This is a genomic window from Pedobacter terrestris (assembly GCF_052343045.1).
Taxonomy (GTDB): Bacteria; Bacteroidota; Bacteroidia; order Sphingobacteriales; family Sphingobacteriaceae; genus Pedobacter.
The window spans coordinates 4,650,301-4,666,234 of the sequence record NZ_CP180264.1; the positions used below are offsets into that span (position 1 = coordinate 4,650,301).

General features: G+C 38.9%; 11 protein-coding genes. 5 read left to right on the plus strand and 6 right to left on the minus strand.

Translation table 11 applies throughout. The annotated features are described in order from the left end of the window. Window positions 1-599: 599 nt before the first annotated feature. From ACJVDH_RS19925 to ACJVDH_RS19935, 3 genes are all read right to left on the minus strand, one after another. Window positions 600-2,024 (minus strand): SusD/RagB family nutrient-binding outer membrane lipoprotein, encoded by a 1,425-nt coding sequence (locus ACJVDH_RS19925; protein WP_443945158.1) that lies wholly within the window; start codon window positions 2,022-2,024, stop codon window positions 600-602. A 21-nt stretch (window positions 2,025-2,045) separates the two neighbouring features. Further along, the gene (locus ACJVDH_RS19930; protein ID WP_443945159.1) at window positions 2,046-5,276 is read right to left on the minus strand and encodes a SusC/RagA family TonB-linked outer membrane protein; all 3,231 of its coding nucleotides are present in this window, start codon (window positions 5,274-5,276) and stop codon (window positions 2,046-2,048) included. A gap of 499 nt (window positions 5,277-5,775) precedes the next feature. Beyond that, window positions 5,776-8,271, minus strand: coding sequence for a M14 metallopeptidase family protein (locus ACJVDH_RS19935; protein ID WP_443945160.1), 2,496 nt, complete (start codon window positions 8,269-8,271; stop codon window positions 5,776-5,778). Window positions 8,272-8,356: 85 nt separating this feature from the next. Between ACJVDH_RS19935 and ACJVDH_RS19940 the strand changes: the two genes are divergently transcribed. Then, window positions 8,357-9,658, plus strand: a complete 1,302-nt coding sequence (locus ACJVDH_RS19940) for a UDP-N-acetylmuramoyl-tripeptide--D-alanyl-D-alanine ligase (RefSeq protein WP_443945161.1) — start codon at window positions 8,357-8,359, stop codon at window positions 9,656-9,658. A 189-nt stretch (window positions 9,659-9,847) separates the two neighbouring features. On the opposite strand, the gene ACJVDH_RS19945 is transcribed toward ACJVDH_RS19940, so the two are convergent. The 3 genes from ACJVDH_RS19945 to ACJVDH_RS19955 are packed head-to-tail and all read right to left on the minus strand — an operon-like array spanning window position 9,848 to window position 12,994. Further along, window positions 9,848-10,339, minus strand: a complete 492-nt coding sequence (locus ACJVDH_RS19945) for a gliding motility lipoprotein GldH (RefSeq protein WP_443945162.1) — start codon at window positions 10,337-10,339, stop codon at window positions 9,848-9,850. Beyond that, the gene (gene ricT, locus ACJVDH_RS19950) at window positions 10,308-11,843 is read right to left on the minus strand and encodes a regulatory iron-sulfur-containing complex subunit RicT (RefSeq protein ID WP_443945163.1); all 1,536 of its coding nucleotides are present in this window, start codon (window positions 11,841-11,843) and stop codon (window positions 10,308-10,310) included. Before ricT ends, ACJVDH_RS19945 begins: the two co-directional genes overlap by 32 nt. Window positions 11,844-11,845: 2 nt before the next feature. Further along, window positions 11,846-12,994 (minus strand): DNA polymerase III subunit, encoded by a 1,149-nt coding sequence (locus ACJVDH_RS19955; RefSeq protein WP_443945164.1) that lies wholly within the window; start codon window positions 12,992-12,994, stop codon window positions 11,846-11,848. Window positions 12,995-13,271: 277 nt separating this feature from the next. Between ACJVDH_RS19955 and ruvX the strand changes: the two genes are divergently transcribed. From ruvX to ACJVDH_RS19975, 4 genes are read left to right on the plus strand one after another with little or no spacing between them, the layout of a single operon-like run. Then, window positions 13,272-13,688 carry a Holliday junction resolvase RuvX gene (gene ruvX / locus ACJVDH_RS19960; protein WP_443945165.1) on the plus strand — a complete coding sequence of 139 codons (417 nt, stop codon included), beginning with the start codon at window positions 13,272-13,274 and terminating at the stop codon, window positions 13,686-13,688. Window positions 13,689-13,696: 8 nt separating this feature from the next. Further along, window positions 13,697-14,332: an O-methyltransferase gene (locus ACJVDH_RS19965; protein WP_443945166.1), complete on the plus strand. Its 636-nt coding sequence runs from the start codon at window positions 13,697-13,699 to the stop codon at window positions 14,330-14,332. 47 nt (window positions 14,333-14,379) lie between these two features. Next, entirely contained in the window at window positions 14,380-15,048 is a 669-nt protein-coding gene (locus tag ACJVDH_RS19970) for a glucosaminidase domain-containing protein (protein ID WP_443945167.1), read from the plus strand. A 22-nt stretch (window positions 15,049-15,070) separates the two neighbouring features. Next, the gene (locus ACJVDH_RS19975; protein WP_443945168.1) at window positions 15,071-15,907 is read left to right on the plus strand and encodes a glucosaminidase domain-containing protein; all 837 of its coding nucleotides are present in this window, start codon (window positions 15,071-15,073) and stop codon (window positions 15,905-15,907) included. Window positions 15,908-15,934 lie beyond the last annotated feature (27 nt).

Sequence of the window (15,934 nt, forward strand, 5' to 3'; positions counted from 1 at the left end):
TTAGGTAGTTAGTTTTAATTAATGAATATGCAATATACTTCAACTACTCATTTAAATGAAATCATACGACAACCAGCGTAAGTAATTAATACGCAAAAACACACAAAAACATTCTGCTAAAGCATTATTAATAATACAAAAAACCAAAATCACAACAGTTAGTGTATACTTCAACAGGGAATACAATGCCCAATACGTATTAAAAAAGCATAATATTGTTATAAAATGAAAGCCAGACCTGACATTTAAGAAAAAAAAATAAAAAATTTATACACTATTTAAAGTAACCATAGGCAATCGACCAGAAAAAACAGAAAAAGATCAACAAATTAGCAACAACAATATCGATACACTAAGAACAAACCAGGCAAAGAGGAATTTTTCAAGATTGTGATGCTTACAATATCTGAACGAAAACAAAATTAAGAAGAGAAGCACCGTTACATTGAGCAAGACGGCTGAACGTTCTCTAATCCAAATTTCGCAACAAATCCCAACCAAAGGCAGCTTTTATTTTTTGAAGTCCAGTAACTTGCAAATCAAAGCAGGCAAAAAAAGCCGGTCTTCGACCGGCTTATGAAAAATTAAAACCTTCTAAATTAGAATAGATCCCAAAAAATCTTCGTACCAACTCCATCTCCACCAATTGAAACAGAGGCACTTTCAACGTTTTGTTGGTTTAGCGTGCGCTCACTTGTAGGATAAGTTAAACGCAGCGGGAAAACACTTACAGCTTGTGCAGCGGGCACAAGTACTGGGTAATCTAAGCGCCTGTATTCAATCCACGAATCATAACCGCGATTATAAAGCGCCAGGTATTTTTGTTCACCGATTTTTTGCTTATAATTTCCTGTGGCGGTAGCATATGCAACTCCTGTCTGTGCCAAATAAATTGTTGCTTGCGCAGCAGTTCCGCCCCAATATTCAATAGAGGCGGTGATTGCATTTGTATAATGCTCTGCGGCAGATCCGGCAATTCCCCAACGTTCTGCGGCTTCCGCCAGAATAAACTCAACCTCCGAATAATCAAGCAAGATTGCTTCAAAATCGGGAGCGATAATCATGTCGCTAACATGCGATAAATCTGCGAAAAGATTATTAGAACCCGCATTTCCGCCAACATATCCTCCTGAAGCAGCTTCTGTAAAATAAAATGACCTACGGGGATCATTAAGTGCATTCATTTTATCAATAATTGTAGCTCCGGCAACATAATCTTGTCTGCTGGTATAAAGCGAATTTAAGTTGGTCGAAATTGGGTTATTGTTAGGCGTTGCGGTTTGGTACGCAAACACAGCATTGTCTGCATTACTGGTAAATGCTCCGGAGTATGCAGCTAGAATTTCTGCCTGTGCAGTTGCAGGGTCTACATCCGCAACGGTTATAGCCAACTTAAGTTTCAAGCTATTTGCAAACTTAATCCATGCAGCGTTATCTCCATTATATAATAAATCAGCCGAATCAAAACTGCTATTTCCAATGGTTAGCAGTGCAATAGCAGCATCAAGCCGGCGAAAAAGATCGGCATAGATATCTGCAGCCCGATCGTAAACAGGCCTGTTTACATCACTAAGCGCTTCGCTATACGGAATGTCTCCCCAAGTGTTTACCAAAATGGACCAGGTATACACGGAAGTAATTTCAGTTAATGCAACTCTATTATTTTTTACCGCTGAGGTGAGCGTTGCATCTGCTTCTGTAATTGTTTTGCTCTCTTTTAGATCCATTAAAACTTCACGATACATTGGCGTCCAATAATTTAATGGGATATTTCGCGTAGTAATATTGTACCTCGGCTCATCCTGATAAGTTGTAGCTGCCCACTGTTGCGTCCAGAAACGGAATACGTTGATGTTAACACTGGGTGTGGTTTGATTGTCTGTCAAGGATTTTAATGCATTGGAAAAAAGCGATGCAGCTGAAACTGTTACGGGATTTTTCTGATCGATATTGTATTCTCCAAGATTCTTCGCACAGGATGCCAACAGCATCACTGGCAATATATAAATGAATATTTTTTTCATGATTATTAGCTTAATTAATGGTTAGAACCTGAATTTGAAGTTAAAACCTAGTGTTCTTACAGAAGGATAGGCGCCACTTTGATAACCCTGTATGTTTCCGGAGCTCAAACCTGCTTCAGGATCAGAATAGGGAACGTTTTTATGAATGATCCATAAATTTCGTCCAACCAATGATACGTCTACTCCTTTTAAAACTTTTTCATCACCCAACCATTTTTTAGGAAAAGAAAAAGTTAAAGCTGCCTCTCTAAGTTTGATGTAGCCAGAATCGTAAACGAAAGCTTCTTGTGGATTATTTGAATATCCGTAAGGTGTAACCGAGTTATCATATGCCTCTACCCGTACAGTATTGGGGCTTCCATCTGCAGTAACGCCTGGCAAAACAACACCGCCTCCCTGACTAATTGGAAGCCTCTGCGGATTACCCAAATCGTTCAAACCAGCAGATTCTGGATAAAGGCCGGTAGCTTGTCCATAGTACTGATCGAGCGAAAATATACTTCCACCTTTGCGTATATCTACCAGAAAACTCAGCCCTATATTTTTGTATTTAAAATTGTTTTGAATGCCGCCGGTCCAATCGGGGTTTACATTACCAATAACTTGATTTGCATCTGTTAATGCATAGTAACCGTCGTCTCCAACAATTTTATTTCCATTTGCGTCATATTGAAAACCTACACCTCTTAATGTTCCAAATGGTTGCCCAACTGTTGCATTTAATGTTACACCTCCTTGAAATGAAGCCAGCTGCAAGTTTTCAGTGCCTTCATAAAGCTCAATTACTTTATTTCTGTTCCGGGCAAAATTAATGTTCATGCGCCAGGAGAAATTGGCATTCTGAACGGGTACAAAAAAAGCAGAAATCTCTATCCCTTGATTTCTTACCGTACCCGCATTTACAAACATCTGACCAAATCCGGTTGTTGTAGAAACATCAACTGCCATAATCTGATCTATTGAATTTGAACGGTAATAACTGAAATCAAAACCAATACGCGATTTAAAGAAATTCATTTCTAAACCGGCCTCAATACTTTTAGTGCGTTCTGGTCTGAGGTTCGCGTTATTTAAAATACTTCTTACAGACGCAAGACTATTGCCATTAAAACCTGTGTTCAATACGTACGTCTGATACACCTGTAAAGCTGAACCACTACTACCTACTTCTGCATAGTTTAGTCTTGCCTTACCATAACTTAACCACGTGGACTCTTTCAATAAGTTTGAAAACAGGAAGCTGCCCGCAATAGATGGATAATAAAAGGTATTATTATCAGCCGGCAACGTTGTAGATACATCGCGGCGAATCGTTCCTTCAACAAATACCAATTCTTTATATCCAAAATTTGCACTTGCAAAAATACCGTCAATTGCTGTTCTGCTATACGTTTCTGTAGGCGCGAGTATCGGATTTACGGAATTCGATAATGAATATAAACCTTCGGCAATCAACCCACCGTTGGTAGCAGCGAGTATAGAAGATTCGTTACCTCTACGCAGATTTGTTCCCAACAAGCCTTTAAAACTAATATCGTTTGAAATTTTCTTGTTGAAATTGGCAATCAAATCAAAATTCGTTTCAGAATAAGTTCTGTTGTATCTTGAATACGAAGCCAAATCTGCCCCGCCTATAGCCAAACGTTCTTCTTGAAATTCGTTTGAACCATCATAACTTACTCTTCCTAAAAAATCTAACCATTCTAAAAGTTTCCAGGTTAAGGCAACATTACCAAAATACCTGTTTCTTGTATCATTTTCATAATTTTCATACCTGGTCCAATATGGATTATTTGAATATATCGGGCTGGTTGCCGAAATATCCGACCAATTCCAGGTTGTGTTGTTGCCTGTTCTCTCATAAGCGGTTTTAAGCTCCTGAACGTCCACATTGGTTTGCCACCATTGTCTGAATTGCTGGTTTACATTTAACCCGTCATAACCTGTTCCGTATCTTCCTAAACCTACGATTTGTGAGAAATTTGCATTGGCACTTAAATTTAAATTTTTGGTAATCTCATGATCCGCTCCGAAATTAAACAAGTTTTTACCAATCTTACTGTTTGGCAATACACCACTTTCATCACTTCTTGAATAACCCGCCTTAAAAGTAGTTTTATCACTTCCGCCAACAATATTGATACTTTGTAATGACGTTACAGCAGTTTTATAAAAAGTACTCGGATCATTTGGTGCAGCCACCCAAGGTGTTGCAATGCCATAAGTAGGAGAAGTTGGATCGAATGCACTCCATTGATATACCAATCTGTTTGGATCAAATGCCGCTCCATAAGAGGCATCCTCCGTAAATGGAGTTACATCGCTTAATCCATTACCAAAAACATCATTATACCAAAAATTCCCATCTGGAGATGGATAACCAGTTCTGCTATATTGGTTAACATAACCTGCACCATATTCATTTTGATATTTTGCAAAAGTACTTTTATCTATGTTTCCGAAAGTGAGACCGCTGTTAATGGTGATACCCAAAGAATTCCTTCTACCTTTTTTGGTCGTAATCATAATTACACCGTTTGCGGCACGCGATCCGTAAAGTGCTGTAGCTGCTGCTCCTTTTAAAACGTTCACAGATTCGATATCATCAGGGTTGATATCTGCAGCCGCACTACCGTAATCATAACCACCTCTTCCAGTTGTTTGATCAGAGGTGTTCGTGTTTGCATTACTTACTGGCACACCGTCTACAACAAAAAGCGCCTGATTGTTACCCGTTAATGACTTTGTACCGCGCATAACGACATTAGTTGAGCCGCCCATCGTGTTAGACTGTTTAATTTCTAGGCCTGCCACTTTACCAGATAGCCCATTCACAAAATTGTTGTCGCTTGTACGCGTCAGGTCTGTTCCTTTTACTTCTTGCGCAGCGTAACTTAATTCGCTTTTCTTACGCTCAATACCCAATGCCGTCACAACAACTTCACCTAAAGCCTGTGCATCTTCGGCAAGAGCTACAGTAATAACGTTAGATTGTCCTAATGTTTTTACCTGAGTAGTATACCCAATTGAAGAGAACTCCAAACTGGTAGCTCCCGGTGGTACAATGATTGAAAATTTGCCATCAGGACCTGTTGATGTACCTCCGGTTTTGCCAACCACTTTGACACTTACACCGGGCAATGCAAGCTTGTCTGCCTGCGAAGTTACGGTACCAGTAACCGTTCGGTTTTGAGCATAAGCTGAGGCTGTGATGCACGACAAAACGAACATGATTTGTAGTAGTTTTTTCATAGATTTTCACTAGTTAGTTTTAATAAAATATTACAGCAATATATGCCAACTACGTATTTTTATAAAATTAACCGCGAAATAAGACGTAATAGAATTACACCAAATCATCTATTTAGGAATAATAACGTATAGTTAAAAATACACTTCTGCAGTTTTAACTGTCATATCACAAAACGAAAACCTCAAAAACCACTATTTACACCAAACCAACATGGATTCTAAAAAAACGACTTACTAAATTTTATTTTATTCTTAAAAAATGTAAAATTTTAGTTAAAGAACTGTTAAATTTTCGAGAACATCCTTAGATAGCGACTTAAATAAAATCTATAAGGAAGAACGACTGGTTTGAACAAATAGTAATGAATTGGGGGCAGTAAATCTCCAGACGTGAACAAGAATAAACATTTAAATATCGTAGAAATAAAGACAAATAGAACACCTTATTTGTGGTTTACAGCAAAACCCTTTAAAATTTATTTCTTTTATTGGTTTATACTCAGTAATTACAAAAAACAATATTGCCGAAAAGCGTCTTACCATTCTCCCAAAAGTTACGGAACAATGGATCGTTTGCTAGATAGACAACCTGCCCACGACCAAAATCTTGCACACCGATTAATAAACCAGTTTTTAATTCTTCGCGCACTTTTTTGCCCACTACACCGGCCATTAAACTTTTCTCATTTACGGTACCAACATTCCAGCCTTTGCTAAAAGGCTCATAAATTTTACGATCTGTTTTAAGCGAATAATAGGTTTTGCCTATCCCATACGCAAAAGGATGGGAGGCATCCAGATTAATGCTATAAATTGCTCCAGGAATGGAATAATCATAATCGTCTTTATCTTTATCTTTAAAAAGCAAAGTGCTTACACTCGCTTTTTCTTCCTTTTTTACAGGTTCTTCTTTCCTCTTAATATCAAAACCTTTCTTCTCTAAAACAGATTCAATCGCATCTTCCATTAGAATCAATTTGCCTCCTTTATTGATCCATGTAGAAAGGCCTTCGCCAATGAAATTGCTATAAGAGCCATCGGGTAGAATAAGTGTATTGATTTTCGTAATATCAAGATTGTTAATATCCCGTGCAGCAATAATAGATGGATTTAAGCCTAAATCGTGCTCCAGAAAAAACCAAACCTCACCAAAAGCGAGTGAAGATACTTCATTTCCAGACACCACCGCAACCTTAGGTTGCTTTAAAAGCGGATAAACATTAGAACCGAAATCTTTTCCTTTTTCTACAAAACCGCTGCCCGTGGCCAGAATTGGCTTTTGAAAATAATTTGTGACCGAAATAATTTTCTCTTTCAATCCTCTAACGCTACGCTCATTTTCTGCGCGCAATACAATAAGCGTTCCTGCAGCATAATCTTTTCCGCCAACAGAAAATGGCTGATCTGCTTGTCTAACTTTGATATTTTCCTTCTGCAAAGCAATTAGAAGCATAATATCTTCAGTTCCGCCCCAATTAAATAACCAGGCAAGCGGCTTTGCTAATTCAGAAGAAATTCCTTTAGGTTCTTCCAATTCGCGATACTTTCCGTTTAAACTTTCTTTACTGGCATAAGCCTTTAAGCCATAAACATACGGAAGCGACCAGGCGGTAATATCATACGTGTTAGAATCGGTTACAATCGTTTGTGGTTCAAGCAAAACATTAGCCAACACAGCTTTAGATTGCTGCATATTTACAATCAAATCATTTCGACTCAGCGTAAAAGTTTCCTCTTTTTTCGAATTGTAATCGTAGCCTTTTGCAGTTTTCTCTCCGCCAAAACCAAATTCAATTTTATTTTTGCTTAGCAATTCTGTGAGCTTTTTTAATCTGGATAAATTACCGGCTTTAATTACAAATGTTCTGTATGCACCTGGCGGCTGAGTAAAAGATTGTTGAAAGTAGGCTTTATATTTTTCTAACAACTTATTGTGATTTGCAGACACCACCTCTAATGTAGACATGCCGGTGGTAAAATGATGCGCGATACGATCTTTCAACGTTAAGGTATCGCCATCGCTTGTTATTACCGATAAACCTGCCCGGATGCCGCCCTGCTCATACGTCATTCCAATAGCGCCGTTGTATAGTGGATAGGTATCGCCATAAGATGGATAAAGCAAATCGAAGCGTTCCTTTGTAAAATATTTCCATCCCTGTTCATCAAAATACTTTGCGTTATTTTTCCCGACCGTGATCTGAAATTCTCGCTGCCACGGCGTTATATCCTGATGAATCGGCTCTGCTGCAGGTGCGAAATAATATGGCTGATCGTAGCCCTGTTCATGAAAATCTACATGAACCTGTGGCATCCACATATTGTAAAGCGCTAAACGCTGCTGGCTTTCCAATTGTGTTTGCCACGCCCAATCCCGGTTTAAATCGAAATAATAATGATTTGCGCGTCCACCTGGCCAAGGTTCAATATGCTCTCTGGAATATGGATCTGGATTTGGTTTCGTCCCAGCAACGCTATTATAGTAATTTACATAACGATCTCTTCCATCTGGATTTAGACATGGATCTATTGCCACAATCGTATTCTTTAACCATTCTTTAACTTCTGGATTTTTTCCGGTTGCCAATGTGAATAGCATTTTCATTGCTGTTTCTGTAGAATTTGCCTCATTACCATGAACGTTATAGCTTAACCACAAAATTGCAGGCTGCGCAGCTAAATTTACCAATGCAGCAGAAGTTGTGGTGAGTTTAAGGTTGTTCGCTCTAATTTGTTCAAGCTTTGAAATGTTATCTTCAGAAGATACAATAGCAACCAATAAAGGCCTTCCTTCATTGCTTTTACCATACTCTATTAACTTTATGTTTTTTGGAGAAGCCTGTGCAACTAGCCTAAAATATTCTGCTACTTTATGATGAGGCGTAAAATGTGTTCCCAGTTCGTATCCCAAAAACTCGTCCGGATTTTTAACCTGGGCACTTAGCAAGTGTATAGAAATTACACTTAGCAGCCACAGCACAAACATTTTCTTCATAAAAACAATAATTTTAACTAATGTAGTAATTTTGTTTTTTCTTGTTGCTAAAGCTTAATTTTACAGCATAATTTTTACCAGGCCCATGATCACGACCGAAGAACTTTACCAATTTTACCTTAAAAACCCATCCGTATCTACCGATACCAGAAACATCGGCCACGGAACTATTTTCTTTGCATTAAAAGGTGACAATTTCGACGCCAATAAATTTGCACAACAAGCGATAGACAACGGAGCCGCTTTTGCTGTAGTTGATAACGCGCAATATGCAACGGGAAAACAGTTTCTATTGGTAAACGATTCGTTAACGGCTTTACAAGATCTGGCCAGGCACCACCGAAAACAACTTTCAATTCCGGTTGTCGGGCTTACCGGAAGCAATGGAAAAACCACCAGCAAAGAGTTGATTAATGCGGTATTGAGCCAAAAATTTAAAACTTTTGCAACTGCAGGCAATCTAAATAATCACATTGGCGTGCCTCTGTCAATTTTGTCTATTCAATCTGACGTAGAAATCGCCGTTATTGAAATGGGCGCAAACCACCAAAAAGAAATTGAATTGCTCTGCACCATTGCACAACCAACTCATGGAATTATTACAAATGTAGGCATGGCACATCTGGACGGCTTTGGCGGATTTGAAGGCGTAAAAAAGGGAAAAGCAGAGCTATATACATACTTAAAAAATACACAAGGTTATACTTTTGTGAATCGGGATAACGCGCATTTACTCGAAATGAGCGAAGCTGCCGGCCTTAATAAAATTATTTATTATGGCACAGAGCTAGGCAATGCCATACAGGGAACGTTGCAGAAAAGCGATCCATTTATAGAGATCAACTGGACCAATCACGATCAATTCTCAACAGCAAAAACAAATCTTACGGGAAGTTATAATTTCGAGAATGTGTTGGCCGCTATTTGCATAGGCGATTTTTTTGATATGGAAACTGAAGCTATAAACCTTGGACTTCAAAATTACCAGCCCAACAACAATCGTTCTCAACTGACAAAAACCGCACACAATACAGTAATCTGCGATTTTTACAACGCCAATCCAAGCAGCATGGCCGCTGCACTAAATAACATTTCAACCTTATCTGCAAACCGTAAAACGGCCATTCTGGGAGATATGTTTGAGCTTGGACCAGAATCTGCCCCTCAGCATCAGCTTATTGCCAAACAGGCACAAGAAAGCGGTTTAGACGAAGTGATTTTGATTGGCCAATACTTTTATGCTTTAAAAGATCAAATTGACGCCGTCTATTTCGCAACACCAGCAGAGGCGGCAGATTATTTGCAAAAAAAGCAGATTGAAGATCATTTAATATTGCTTAAAGGATCGCGCGGTATGAAACTGGAAAATCTGTTGCAATACCTTTAAAATTAGAAGAGCAGGTTTCTGCGCTAAAATTATCGCCAGTCCTGCTTTCCGCTCTACTCCGAAAAATTGGGTGAATCGACTATAATTGATAAATAAAAAGAAAAACGTCTTATAGATGATCAATTAGCTAGTCGATACATCATTGGATCACAAAGAATATTCACAAAGCATTGTTAAACCATGTGTTGATTATTTTGCCTGTTCAATTAGGAATCCAGCATCACAAATTTCAGCAAGTGGATTATCGCGCATATTTTGTTCAATTTCAATGCTAAACTTACCTTTATGGGGAAAATGGTAATTGGTTAACACGGGCAAAGTATAATTAAATATATTACCTGATCCGCTTCCCAACCATTCACCATCATTTTTTGCCAATTTGTATTGATACCGTTTAGTTAGGGTATTTTTGCCGTCTTTAAAATGAATCAATACAAAGATATTGGCGTAGCGATAATCTGCTGTATGCCTCAGTTTGAAAAAAACATTGTACGGTTTAGTGTCATCGGCAATATCAAAAGTTGTTACAATATGATTCCTGTACGTCCATTTACGTTCAGGAATCTCTGAATTTGTGTCTACAACATTTGTGGTGCAGCTGGAAAAAAAAGCAACCACAATCAAAAAAAAGTTAACAAAAGAAAATCTTTTATTCTGCAGAAGGTTTCGGTTCAGCGTCATTGCTATTGTTTTTCCGGTTATTGTTCTTTCTTCTGTTGTTCCTGTTGCGATTTTTATTTGGTTCGCCTTTTGGGCCGTCTATTGTTCCAGCAGCATTTTCGGCCTTAACCACAGGTTTTGCAGCGGCATTTTGCTGGCCTTGTGGTTTATCTACCGGCCGCTGTGGTTTTGGCTGATTTGTTTGTTGCTTTTTAGGTGCATTTGCCTGTTGGGCTTTTTGCTGATTCGGATTTTGTTGCTTAGGCGATTGCTGCTTGGGAGCCGACTGTTGCGGCTTCTGTTGTGCATTTTGTGGCCCTTTATTTTGAACCGGTTGATTGCGTTCCGTACCTGGCGTACGCTCTCTACGGTTTTGATTTTGATTGCGGTTATTCCCTTTCTGGTTTTTATTTCTGTTTCTAGAGCGTTCATCCAAACGGGTTAAACTGTCTTGTCCAACTACATTTTCGTAATCGAAAGATTTTTCGACCACAACTGGTGCCGCAACCTGAATAGCTTCTTCTCTTAAATTCGGAACCTTTTTGCCTTGTTTATTTAAGGCCATGATTTCCTTTACGCGCGCTGCAGATACCGGAATCCAGTTTTCATCATTCGGATAACTGAACCACATTACTTTTTTGAAAATATCCGTTTTTTGGTGACGGGCATAACCAATTTCTGTATCTAAATTGTCGATACGATCTGGAATATCTTTTAAAGCATCCAAATAGGTATCCAATTCATAGTTTAAACAACATTTCAACTTTCCGCACTGGCCGGCAAGCTTTAATGTGTTAAGGGATAAATTCTGATATCTGGCCGCAGCTGTAGAAACGGTTTTAAAATTGGTAAGCCAGGTAGAACAACAAAGTTCGCGGCCACAAGAACCAATTCCGCCTAAACGTCCGGCTTCCTGCCGCATACCAATTTGCCTCATTTCAATCCTAATGCGGAAAGTTTCGGCCATTTTTTTAATCAGTTCCCTAAAATCTACACGACCGTCCGCTGTATAGAAAAATGTCGCTTTAGTCTTATCTGCCTGATAATCTACATCGCTAATTTTCATAGACAAGCGCAGATCCAGCGCCAATTTACGCGCCTTATGCATGGTTTCCCATTCCATTTCTTTCGCAGCGTTCCATTTTTCTACATCGGCTTCTGTTGCTTTACGGTAGATTTTCTTGGTCACCTGATCAAGCGTTGTTTTTCTGCGCTTCATCTGTACGCGAACCAATTCTCCGGTAAGCGAAACGTGACCAACATCATAACCGCCCGTTGGGCCTTCTACAGCTACAAGCTCGCCAATTTCCAGATAGACATTATCGCTGTTGACAAAAAATTCTTTACGAGAACCTTTAAATTTTATTTCGGTAACCTGAAAAGGTTTATAACTAGAGGGCATATCCAGGTTGGATAGCCAATCGTGAACTTCCATTGTTGAGCACCCACTGGTGCCACATGAGCCATTACTTTTGCATCCTTTGGGGGTGCAACCACCTCCCGTAGAACAACTTCCACATCCCATAACTAATTGTATATATATTGAGTCCCCGAAGGGAGCGTTTTAAACTTGATAATTTTTACCAATTGTAAAGATACATCTAAAAACAGAATTTTTGGATTCGCATTCCGTTCTATATGATAATGAGCCTTTTCTAACTCGGCAATAATGGCTTCTGCCATCGGCAATGAAAGCACGTGCGAACTAAGCTTTTTTGCCGTTTCTAATGTAAGTGGAGGCAGTTTTACCAGTGCTTCTGCGCCACTTAAAATGAGGCAACATTCTCTTAAATAATTAATGCCGTAACGTAAAAAATTCTTTTGATTTTCTCGTCCCCATTTGGCCATATCGTCAGTAAAATCAATTAAATCCGGCACTTTATTTCCAAAACCCATGCGCAGCCAGCTGGTAAAAGTTCCGGAACTATCGGTTTGGCTGTCTGCAGCCAATGCCTTAGCTTCAATTAAATTTCCATCGGCCAGAAAAGCATAATCAATAGCCTGATGCTCTGTAAGTCCGCTGTGCTCTAAAAGAAAACCAGATACTTCTTCGCTACTAAGCTTCGGAATTTTCACAATTTGTGTACGCGACAAAATGGTACTCAAAATCTGATCCTGGCTCTGTGCAACCAAAATAAACAAAGTATTTGCAGGCGGTTCTTCTATCAGTTTTAATAGCGCATTGCCGGCCTTATCCAAATACTCTGGCAGCCACATGATCAACACTTTAGTGCCTGCTTCAAAAGCTTTAAAGCTAAGTTTCTTTATAATATCGTGGCATTCTGCAATATTAATATTGGCCTGTTTGTTTGCTGCATCTAATTTAGAGCGCCATATATCCATATCAAAATAAGGATCCTGTACAAGCATATTGCGCCAGTCTTCCAAGACATCAACTGCGGTTTTTACACTTGCAGAGGCAAAAAACGGATAAGAGAAATGTAGATCGGGATGAATGTAACGTTCATATTTTCTGCAGCTGGCACACTGCCCGCAACTGTCGTCTCCATCACGTTCCAAACAATTAATATACTGAGCATAAGCAATTGCCAGCGCTAAAGCACCCGAACCAACCGGCGATAAAAAAAGCTGTGCATGACTAATCCTGTTCTCCTTTACAGTTTGAACCAAATGTTGCTTAATCTTTTCCTGCCCGATGATGTTTTTAAATTGCATTTGGTGCAAAATAAGAAATAGATGTGAGAATCGGGATATCCCTTTCCAGATTTGACGATCGGTATACGCACTGGCTTTTTGCCGTTAACAAAAATCGCTTCTCTTCTTTAAGCATCAAATTAGTTTTTCGAGGAAACAAACCAACGTTAAAAAACTGACCAAAAGGGCTTTACATAAAATACAAAACCATTTTTTCAAAAAACCCTACCTTTGGTTTTTTGAAAATTGAAATGCGCTTTTGCCGCAATACACAAAACGCCGCTCCATTAGTACAAATATGGCCCGAATACTTGCCTTCGATTATGGTACAAAACGCATCGGCATTGCCGTGACTGATCCTTTGCAGATTATTGCAACCGGACTGGATACCGTGCACCCTAAAGATGCGATTGAATACCTCAAAAAATATATGCTGACAGAAGAGGTAGAGGCTTTTGTACTCGGCGATCCAAAACAAATGGACGGAACAGACTCAGACTCTAAACAACATGTAAAAGGTTTTTCAACTTTGTTGAAAAAAGCTTTTCCGTCTATTCCACAACATTGGACAGACGAACGCTTTACTTCTAAAATGGCGCAGCAAACCATAATGCAAAGCGGACTTAAAAAATCAGACCGCAGAGATAAAGACCGCGTCGATACGATTGCGGCGACAATTATTTTACAATATTTTATGGAAAGCAACCGTTTATAACCGAATACATGAGCCTGATAAACGAAGATTTACAACACCTTTTATTGCAATACTGTGCACCAGAAAGCAAACTGCTGCAACGGATTGATCGCGAAACAAATCTAAAAGTATTGATGCCCAGAATGCTTTCCGGCCATTACCAAGGCAGAGTTTTGAGCTTTCTGAGCAAAATGATTTCGCCAAAAAGAATACTGGAAGTGGGCACCTTTACAGGTTATGCCACCTTGTGCCTAGCAGAAGGTTTGACAAAAGATGGCCTTTTATACACGCTGGATATTAATGTTGAACTTGAAGACATGGTGCGCGGATATTTTGAAGAATCGCCATATAATGCGCAGATTAATTACATCCTTGGCGATGCCACAAAAACAATACAAGAATTAAATGAATCTTTTGATCTGGTCTTTATTGATGCAGATAAGAAAAACAACGGCACTTATTACGATCTGATCTTCGATCGTGTACGCCCCGGAGGAATTATCATTGTGGATAATGTACTGTGGAGTGGAAAAGTACTTCATAACCAACAAGATAAAGACACCAAGAATATAACTAATTTTAATGATAAGATCGCTGCGGATGAACGGGTAGAAAAATTGATACTTCCCGTTAGAGATGGATTGTTTGTGATTAGAAAACATTAACAAACCTTCATTGCATGTAAAATGCAGTGATAACAACAAAAAAATACATGAAAAAACTATTAACTTTTTGCCTCGTTCTCTTTACCACAATTGTTGCTAAAGCACAAGACACCGAAGATTATATTGAAGAACATGTGGATTATGCACAAGAATTGATGCACGATCATAAAATCCCGGCAAGCATTATCCTGGCCGTTGCCATACATGAATCTGCCGCTGGCAACAGCCGTATTGCCCAGCATCTGAACAACCATTTTGGTGTAAAAGGCCCAAACAACAATGAAGAAATTAAGTCTGCCTATCGCGATTATTCTAACGCCGATGAATCTTATAGTCACTTTGTAGAAATTATGGAAACCCGCGCTCCATTTAATAACCTTTTTGAAAAATACGATCAGTATGATTATCAAGGTTGGGCGAGAGGAATTCAACGTTCAGGATATGCACAGAGCAGAACCTGGGCAAATCAGGTAATCGCTATTGTAAAAAAATATGACTTGTACCAGTTTGATGAACGTCCGGAAGATTACAAAGAACCGGTTTACAAAGCGCCGGTTAAACATAAAAAACGTTCGTCATCCAGAATTTACATTGTAAAATCTGGCGACAATCTGGGCGCCATTGCCAAAAAGAAAAAAACGACTATAAAAGCCCTTATGCAAAAAAACGGCCTTAAAAAATCCAATTTAAAGATTGGCCAAAAGCTAAGATATTAACCGCCACACCACAATCCATATAATGAAATTAAAATTCCTCTATTTAGCCTTTATTGCAATTATTTTCAGCGCCTGCTCTACACGTAAATATGCTAAAAACAATAAGCAGATAGAAAAAGCTTCGAACAAAGCCAACAACAACAGCTATAAAAGCTACAATACGCTCAGTTATATTGATGAATTTAAAGCGGTAGCGATAGAGGAAATGAATGCCTACGGTATTCCTGCAAGTATTACGCTGGCACAGGGCATTTTAGAATCCGGAAGCGGGAACAGTGATCTGGCCAAATATGCAAATAATCACTTCGGTATAAAATGTACATCAGACTGGAGAGGTAAAAACTACTTTAAAGATGACGATCAAAAAAATGATTGTTTTAGAGTATATAAAGATGCGCGCGAATCTTTCAAAGACCACTCTGAATTTTTAAAGCGTAAGCGTTATAGCCCGCTTTTTCAACTGGATAAAAATGATTACAAAAGCTGGGCCCGCGGTTTAAAAGATGCTGGTTACGCAACCAACCCTCGCTATCCAGAAATGCTGATCAATATGATTGAGAAATATGAACTTTATCAGTACGATCAGTCTGAAAACGAAAAGCAAAAGCTTGCTCGCGAAGACCGCGTATTTACACAGATTAATCAAAATATCCCTCAGGAAAAAAAGAAATTTACACCTGTAACTACACCGCCGCCAGGTGCTCAACCTATTCTTGCAGACGGCACTTATACCGTGGTGAAAGGCGACACGTTATACAATATATCCAAAAGATTTAATTTATCTGTAGATGAATTGAAAATGCTGAACGGCATAACAGATGACGGAATTAAACTGGGACAAGTGCTCAAGGTTAAATAATGTTAATCTAAAACCGTAACCGGTTGT

Bases quoted from the DNA above. Each gene is read 5' to 3' on its own strand.
- ACJVDH_RS19925 (WP_443945158.1), bottom strand. From the start codon at position 2,024: ATGAAAAAAATATTCATTTATATATTGCCAGTGATGCTGTTGGCATCC.
- ACJVDH_RS19930 (WP_443945159.1), bottom strand. From the start codon at position 5,276: ATGAAAAAACTACTACAAATCATGTTCGTTTTGTCGTGCATCACAGCC.
- ACJVDH_RS19935 (WP_443945160.1), bottom strand. From the start codon at position 8,271: ATGAAGAAAATGTTTGTGCTGTGGCTGCTAAGTGTAATTTCTATACAC.
- ACJVDH_RS19940 (WP_443945161.1), top strand. From the start codon at position 8,357: ATGATCACGACCGAAGAACTTTACCAATTTTACCTTAAAAACCCATCC.
- ACJVDH_RS19945 (WP_443945162.1), bottom strand. From the start codon at position 10,339: ATGACGCTGAACCGAAACCTTCTGCAGAATAAAAGATTTTCTTTTGTT.
- ricT (WP_443945163.1), bottom strand. From the start codon at position 11,843: ATGGGATGTGGAAGTTGTTCTACGGGAGGTGGTTGCACCCCCAAAGGA.
- ACJVDH_RS19955 (WP_443945164.1), bottom strand. From the start codon at position 12,994: ATGCAATTTAAAAACATCATCGGGCAGGAAAAGATTAAGCAACATTTG.
- ruvX (WP_443945165.1), top strand. From the start codon at position 13,272: ATGGCCCGAATACTTGCCTTCGATTATGGTACAAAACGCATCGGCATT.
- ACJVDH_RS19965 (WP_443945166.1), top strand. From the start codon at position 13,697: ATGAGCCTGATAAACGAAGATTTACAACACCTTTTATTGCAATACTGT.
- ACJVDH_RS19970 (WP_443945167.1), top strand. From the start codon at position 14,380: ATGAAAAAACTATTAACTTTTTGCCTCGTTCTCTTTACCACAATTGTT.
- ACJVDH_RS19975 (WP_443945168.1), top strand. From the start codon at position 15,071: ATGAAATTAAAATTCCTCTATTTAGCCTTTATTGCAATTATTTTCAGC.